The sequence below is a fragment of the Streptomyces sp. NPDC127084 genome (assembly GCF_042724175.1).
GTDB lineage: Bacteria > Actinomycetota > Actinomycetes > Streptomycetales > Streptomycetaceae > Streptomyces.
In genome coordinates this window covers 38,958-45,630 of record NZ_JBHXFA010000046.1, presented here as the reverse complement: position 1 = coordinate 45,630, position 6,673 = coordinate 38,958, and the positions used below count along the sequence as shown (strand labels likewise).

The 6,673-nt window shown below is 68.3% G+C and carries 8 protein-coding genes; 3 read left to right on the top strand and 5 right to left on the bottom strand.

Going from position 1 to position 6,673, the window contains the following annotated elements; translation table 11 throughout:
• Positions 1 to 127 precede the first annotated feature (127 nt).
• From rplI to rpsF, 4 genes are all read right to left on the bottom strand, one after another.
• Positions 128 to 574, bottom strand: a complete 447-nt coding sequence (rplI, locus tag ACFWI9_RS13810; RefSeq protein WP_338671506.1) for a 50S ribosomal protein L9 — start codon at positions 572 to 574, stop codon at positions 128 to 130.
• 18 nt (positions 575 to 592) lie between these two features.
• A complete protein-coding gene (rpsR, locus tag ACFWI9_RS13805) occupies positions 593 to 829 on the bottom strand; it encodes a 30S ribosomal protein S18 (RefSeq protein ID WP_005315025.1) in 237 nt (78 codons plus the stop codon).
• A 72-nt stretch (positions 830 to 901) separates the two neighbouring features.
• The gene (locus tag ACFWI9_RS13800; protein WP_387161649.1) at positions 902 to 1,483 is read right to left on the bottom strand and encodes a single-stranded DNA-binding protein; all 582 of its coding nucleotides are present in this window, start codon (positions 1,481 to 1,483) and stop codon (positions 902 to 904) included.
• A gap of 73 nt (positions 1,484 to 1,556) precedes the next feature.
• Entirely contained in the window at positions 1,557 to 1,847 is a 291-nt protein-coding gene (gene rpsF, locus ACFWI9_RS13795) for a 30S ribosomal protein S6 (RefSeq protein WP_004950685.1), read from the bottom strand.
• A gap of 298 nt (positions 1,848 to 2,145) precedes the next feature.
• Between rpsF and ACFWI9_RS13790 the strand changes: the two genes are divergently transcribed.
• The 3 genes from ACFWI9_RS13790 to ACFWI9_RS13780 all read left to right on the top strand — a co-directional run bounded on the left by ACFWI9_RS13790 (position 2,146) and on the right by ACFWI9_RS13780 (position 4,915).
• Complete coding sequence (locus ACFWI9_RS13790) at positions 2,146 to 2,463, top strand: hypothetical protein (protein ID WP_387161647.1); 318 nt, start codon at positions 2,146 to 2,148, stop codon at positions 2,461 to 2,463.
• A 159-nt stretch (positions 2,464 to 2,622) separates the two neighbouring features.
• Positions 2,623 to 3,741: a lipid II:glycine glycyltransferase FemX gene (locus ACFWI9_RS13785; RefSeq protein WP_387161645.1), complete on the top strand. Its 1,119-nt coding sequence runs from the start codon at positions 2,623 to 2,625 to the stop codon at positions 3,739 to 3,741.
• Between the two features lie 142 nt (positions 3,742 to 3,883).
• Complete coding sequence (locus ACFWI9_RS13780) at positions 3,884 to 4,915, top strand: alanine racemase (protein ID WP_387161643.1); 1,032 nt, start codon at positions 3,884 to 3,886, stop codon at positions 4,913 to 4,915.
• Between the two features lie 99 nt (positions 4,916 to 5,014).
• Here the strand turns inward: ACFWI9_RS13780 and ACFWI9_RS13775 are convergent, their stop codons facing one another.
• A complete protein-coding gene (locus ACFWI9_RS13775; RefSeq protein WP_387161642.1) occupies positions 5,015 to 6,508 on the bottom strand; it encodes a glycosyltransferase family 87 protein in 1,494 nt (497 codons plus the stop codon).
• Positions 6,509 to 6,673 lie beyond the last annotated feature (165 nt).

Genomic DNA, 6,673 nt, shown 5'->3' with positions numbered 1-6,673 from the left:
CGCGCTCGACCCCCCCCCCGCCCCCCCGCGCCCCCCCCCCCCCTCGCGCCCAACGAATCGCCCCCCCCCCCCCCGCGCGCCCGCCGCCCCCCCGCCCCCCCCCTCTCAGGCTCTAGGAGCAGTCGCCTCAGGCGGCGACGACCTCGATGCCGAGCTTCGCGGCAACCTCGGGGTGCAGACGCACGGACACCTGGTGCGAGCCCAGGGTCTTGATCGGCGAACCGAGCTCAACGCGACGCTTGTCGACGTCCGGGCCACCCGCGGTCTTGATCGCCGAAGCGATGTCGGCCGGGGTCACGGAGCCGAACAGGCGGCCGGCGTCGCCGGAGCGAACGGCCAGACGCACCTTGACGCCCTCGAGCTTGGCCTTGATCTCGTTGGCCTGCTCGATGGTGGCGATCTCGTGGATCTTGCGGGCGCGACGGATCTGCTCGACGTCCTTCTCGCCACCCTTGGTCCAGCGGATCGCGAAACCACGCGGGACCAGGTAGTTGCGAGCGTAACCGTCCTTGACGTCAACGACGTCGCCGGCAGCGCCGAGGCCGGAGACCTCGTGGGTGAGGATGATCTTCATATCGTGGTCACCCTTCCCTTAGCGCGCGGTGGACGTGTAGGGCAGCAGCGCCATCTCACGGCTGTTCTTCACGGCCGTGGCGACGTCACGCTGGTGCTGCGTGCAGTTGCCGGTAACGCGGCGGGCACGGATCTTGCCACGGTCGGAAATGAACTTCCGCAGCATGTTCGTGTCCTTGTAGTCCACGTACGCGGTCTTGTCCTTGCAGAATGCGCAGACCTTCTTCTTAGGCTTGCGCACAGGCGGCTTCGCCATGGTGTTTCTCCTGTGTGATCAAGAAGTAGGGGTACGAGCTGCCCCGTGGTCCTGTCCCGAAGGGAGCAGGGCCTAGAAGGGGGGCTCGTCCGAGTAGCCGCCGCCGGAGCTTCCGCCCCAGCCGCCACCGCTGCCGCCCTGCTGCTGGCCACCACCGGCCGGCGCGCTCGTGGCCCAGGGGTCGTCGGCGGGAGCACCGCCGCCACCCTGCTGGCCACCACCGGGGCCGCCGCCCCAGTTGCCGCCGCCCTGCTGCTGGCCGCCGCCGTAGCCACCCTGGCCGCCTCGACCGGTGGTCTTGGTGACCTTGGCCGTGGCGTTCTTGAGACTGGGGCCGACTTCCTCGACGTCCAGCTCGACGACCGTGCGCTTCACGCCCTCGCGGTCCTCGTACGACCGCTGCTTCAGCCGGCCCTGCACGACGACGCGCATGCCTCGCTGGAGCGACTCGGCGACGTTCTCCGCCGCCTGACGCCAGACCGAGCAGGTCAGGAAGAGGCTTTCGCCGTCCTTCCACTCGTTGGTCTGACGGTCGAAGGTGCGGGGAGTCGACGCGACACGGAACTTCGCGACGGCCGCACCGGACGGGGTGAAGCGCAGCTCGGGGTCGTCGACAAGATTGCCGACGACCGTGATGACGGTCTCGCCTGCCATGGGTGAACCTCTCGGCGGGATTGCTTCTGGCTGCTTGCTGCTACTCGAACCCGATGACCTCTGAGCTAGGGGCTCAGTGGGTCTCGGGGCGGAGGACCTTGGTCCGGAGGACCGACTCGTTCAGGTTCATCTGGCGGTCGAGCTCCTTGACGACCGCAGGCTCTGCCTGGAGGTCGATGACCGAGTAGATGCCCTCGGGCTTCTTCTTGATCTCGTAAGCGAGACGACGACGGCCCCAGGTGTCGACCTTCTCCACCTTTCCGTTGCCCTCACGGACGACGGAGAGGAAGTTCTCGATCAGCGGGGAGACAGCGCGCTCCTCGAGATCGGGGTCGAGGATGACCATCACCTCGTAGTGACGCATGTGGAACCCACCTCCTTTGGACTCAGCGGCCACGGTCGTTCCGTGGCAGGAGGGTCGTGATGCGTGAGCATCGATGTCTACGAGTAAATCAGGGCCCACTGACAATCGGGCTCGAGAACCGAGAATCCGAGTGTGGGTCTGGGCAGACACCGGTGCAGACGGTACACAGTACCCGCACCACGCTTCCGGTTGAAATCCGGCGGCCCCAGGCCGCACCCTGTACACATCGGGTGTGGGCGGCGTCACAGTGCGCCGCCCTCCGGGAACGCGGGACCGCAGGACCGCCAGGAGGTGCTTCATGGCACAGACAATGCGCTCGAATCCCACAGGCTCCCTTCTCGCCACGGACGGAAAGCCCCACCCCCTCCAGGACACCCTGATGGTGGCCACCCTGGTGCTGGGCTTGGTTTCGCTCGTGACGGCGCAGTTCGACTTTCTGCACGTGCTCGCCTCGTGGACCGGCCTGATCGGCATCCTGACCGGTGGCTACGGCCAGTTCATCTCCGTCACGACCCGCGAGCGCTTCCTCACGGTGATCGGGCTCGGCGCCTCGGGCGTCGGCTTCTTCCTGGCAATGGCCCGCGGCGGCCTCTTCGGCGGCCTGATCGGCTACTGACCCGTCCCGCGGCCTTCCCGCCGTCCATACCCGGCCCGTCCGCCACCGCGGATTCCCCCACCCCGCGGCCACGCGGGGCGCTGCCCTGGACAAGTAGGCTTCCGGCGAGAGCTGGAACCCCTGTACCCATGGGGACAAACCTGCCGAGGAGCGCCCCGCATGAGCCTGACCCTGAGGACCATCAGCCGAGAGCAGCATCTGGCGTACATCCAGAGTCTGCCGTCGGCGAGCCACTGCCAGGTTCCCGCATGGGCGGACGTCAAGACGGAGTGGCGCTCCGAGAGCCTCGGCTGGTTCGACAAGAGCGGCGAGCTCGTCGGAGCCGGCCTGGTGCTCTACCGCCAGCTGCCCAAGATCAAGCGGTACCTCGCGTATCTGCCCGAGGGCCCGGTGATCGACTGGTACGCGCCGAACCTGGACGAGTGGCTGACGCCGATGCTGGCGCACCTCAAGAACCAGGGCGCGTTCTCCGTGAAGATGGGCCCGCCGGTGGTCATCCGCCGCTGGGACGCCCCGGCCATCAAGGCGGGTATCCAGGATCCGGATGTGAAGCGGCTGCGCGATGTGCAGGCCACCCACGTCGAGCCCCGCGCGTTCGAGGTGGCCGACCGGCTGCGCAGGATGGGCTGGCAGCAGGGTGAGGACGGCGGCGCCGGCTTCGGTGACGTCCAGCCCCGGTACGTCTACCAGGTGCCGCTCGCCAACCGCTCACTCGACGATGTCCTCAAGGGCTTCAACCAGCTCTGGCGGCGCAACATCAAGAAGGCCGAGAAGGCCGGGGTCGAGGTCGTCCAGGGCGGCTACGACGATCTCGCCGAATGGCAGCGGCTGTACGAGATCACCGCCGTACGCGACCGCTTCCGGCCCCGCCCGCTCTCGTACTTCCAGCGCATGTGGACCGTCCTCAACAACGAGGACCCCAATCGCATGCGCCTGTACTTCGCACGGCACAACGGCGTGAATCTCTCCGCCGCGACCATGCTCGTCGTCGGGGGGCACGTCTGGTACTCCTATGGAGCCTCCGACAACATCGGCCGTGAGTTCCGTCCGTCGAACGCGATGCAGTGGCGGATGCTGCGCGACGCGTACGCCATGGGGGCCACGGTCTACGACCTGCGGGGCATCAGCGACTCGCTGGACGAGACCGATCACCTCTTCGGTCTGATCCAGTTCAAGGTGGGCACCGGCGGCGAGGCTGTCGAGTACGTCGGCGAGTGGGACTTCCCGCTCAACAAGCTGCTGCACAAGGCACTCGACATCTACATGTCCCGCCGCTGACCCTTCCGCGGTCCCGACCGCCCGTCCGGGCTGTCGGCCGTGCGTGCGGCTCGGCCGCATCGATCCACCCTCATCGATCCACCTGTACGGATCCACCTGTACTGATCCACCCTGACCCCCCAGAAAGGTCCCGGTCCCGGCCATGGCGCTCTCCCTTTACGTCGACACCGCGCGCTGGCGGACGCACCAGAAGTCGGTGATCGACCAGTTCCCCGGCATCGTCCCGGTCTGCAAGGGCAACGGCTACGGCTTCGGTCATGAACGGCTCGCCGAGGAGACGACACGTGCCGGCGCGGACATGCTGGCTGTGGGGACGACATACGAGGCCGCGCGGATCAAGGACTGGTTCAGCGGTGACCTGCTCGTCCTCACCCCCTTCAGACGGGGCGAGGAGCCCGTACCGCTGCCGGACCGGGTCATCCGCTCCGTGTCGTCGGTGGACGGTGTGTACGCGCTGGTGGGCGCGCGGGTCGTCATCGAGTGCATGAGCTCCATGAAGCGCCACGGTGTCTCCGAGCAGGATCTGAGCCTGCTGCACGCGGCCATCGAGGACGTACGGCTGGAGGGCTTCGCCCTGCATCTGCCGCTCGACCGCACGGACGGTTCGGACGCGGTCGAAGAGGTCATCGGCTGGATGGATCGGCTGCGCAACGCCCGGCTCCCACTGCACACCATGTTCGTGAGCCATCTGCGAGCCGATGAACTGGCCAGGTTGCAGCAGCAGTTCCCGCAGACCCGGTTCCGTGCGCGGATCGGCACCCGACTGTGGCTGGGCGACCACGAGGCCACCGAGTACCGCGGCTCCGTTCTCGATGTGACGCCTGTGGTCAAGGGCGACCGGTTCGGCTACCGCCAGCAGAAGGCCGCGTCAGACGGATGGCTGGTCGTGGTGGCCGGTGGCACGTCCCATGGGGTCGGCCTGGAGGCGCCGAAGGCCATGCACGGTGTCATGCCGCGTGCCAAGGGCGTGGCCCGGGCGGGCCTGGCCACCGTGAACCGCAATCTCTCGCCCTTCGTCTGGGCGGGCAAGCAGCGCTGGTTCGCGGAGCCCCCGCATATGCAGGTCTCGATCCTGTTCATCCCGGCGGACGCGCAGGAGCCGCAGGTCGGTGATGAGTTGGTCGCCCATCTGCGTCACACGACCACCCAGTACGACCGGCTGGTCGACCGCTGAGCCAGGGGCCTGGCGGGCTGGGCCACTTGGTCTGGCGGCGCTGGGCCGTGACCCGGCCGTGGTTCGAGGAACGGCGCTGACCGGCAGCCTGACAGCCGGTCAGCCCGACGTGGGCCCGGTGCCCCAATCCACCCGTGGTGCCTCCACCGACTGGACGGTACGGGTCGCCAGGTGGGCAGCGCGGCCGAGCACGAACACATCCGGCGCCCGGTCCAGCACGCCCCCCGCGGGATCGTCGGACCCGTCCTGCCGTACGACATCGCGCTCCGGCATCAGGATGTCCCTGATGATCACGGCGCACAGGTAGAGGGTCCCCAGCAGGTGCGCGGCGATCGCCAGCTGGTAGCCCTCGGTCGGCAGGCCCTGGTGCTTGTCACCACTGGTCGTGTAGGCGAGGTACATCCAGATCCCCAGGAAGTACACGACCTCGCAGCCCTGCCAGATCAGGAAATCCCGCCAGCGGGGCCTGGCCAGTGCCGCGAGCGGGATCAGCCACAGCACGTACTGCGGTGAGTAGACCTTGTTGACGAGGATGAACGCGGCCACGACGAGGAAGGCCAGCTGACCGAACCGCGGCCTCCGCGGTGCGGTCAGGGTGAGCACCGCGATGCCCACGCACGCCAGGGCCATCAACACCTTGGCATAGTCGTTGACGAGGTCCACGTCCAGCTCCTGGCCGGTGCGCTGGGTGATGATCAGCCAGAACGACCCGAAGTCGACCTGCCGCTCCTCACTGAAGGTGTAGAACTTCTTCCACCCCTCCGGGGCGAGCAGCATCACGGGTACGTTCACCACCAGCCAGGCAGCGGCCGCGCCCAGCAGGGACGCGCCGAACGCCCGCCACTTCCCGGCCCGCCAGCACAGCACCAGCAGCGGGCCGAGCAGCAGCACGGGATACAGCTTGGCCGCGGTGGCCAGCCCGATGAGCACACCGAAGATCAGCGTCCGCCCCCGGGACCACATCAGCATCGCCGCGGCCGTGAGCGCGACAGCCAGCAGGTCCCAGTTGATGGTGGCGGTGAGGGCGAACGCGGGCGCGAGGGCGACCATCAGCCCGTCCCAGGGGCGGTTGCGCTGGGTGCGGCTGACGCATACCGCGATGACCACGGCGCAGACCAGCAGCATGCCCGCGTTGACCAGCCAGTACATCTGCTCGCGGTACTGGAGGTCCCCGTCGAAGGGTGCCGTAAGCCAGGCGGCGACCTGCATGAACAGGCCCGTCAGGACCGGGTATTCGAGGTACTCCATATCGCCGGACAGCCGGTCCAGGTACGGAGTGAGCCCGTCCGCGAAGCCGCGCCCGAGGAAGAGATGGGGGATGTCCGAATAGCAGGCGTGGGTGTACTGCGAGCTGGCGCCACGGAACCACGCCCAGTTGTAGCAGGGCAGCTTCTGCACCATGCCCAGGGCGAACATCCCGATCGCGACCAAGGCGATGACCCGCACCGGCGTGAACCAACTGCTGCCGACCCTCGCGAAACGGCCCAGCGGACCACCGATCAGCTCACTGCCGGCGGATGCGACCTCGTCCCGCCGCGTGGGGGGCACCACGGGCTGCTCCTGGTGCACGCTCGTCTTCTGTGGGCTCGGCATAGGTCACATCCTGCCGTACCACCCTGTCGGAGCCGCCTTCCTGTGGATAACGGCGAGGGCCGCCGCGCCGGGGGTCCCGGGGCGGCGGCCCGCGGGGGTGGTGCAGGGGGAACGCTGCGTCACCCGCCCCGTCCCCCGAAGTAGCCACCCGCGTCGGCGCCGTCG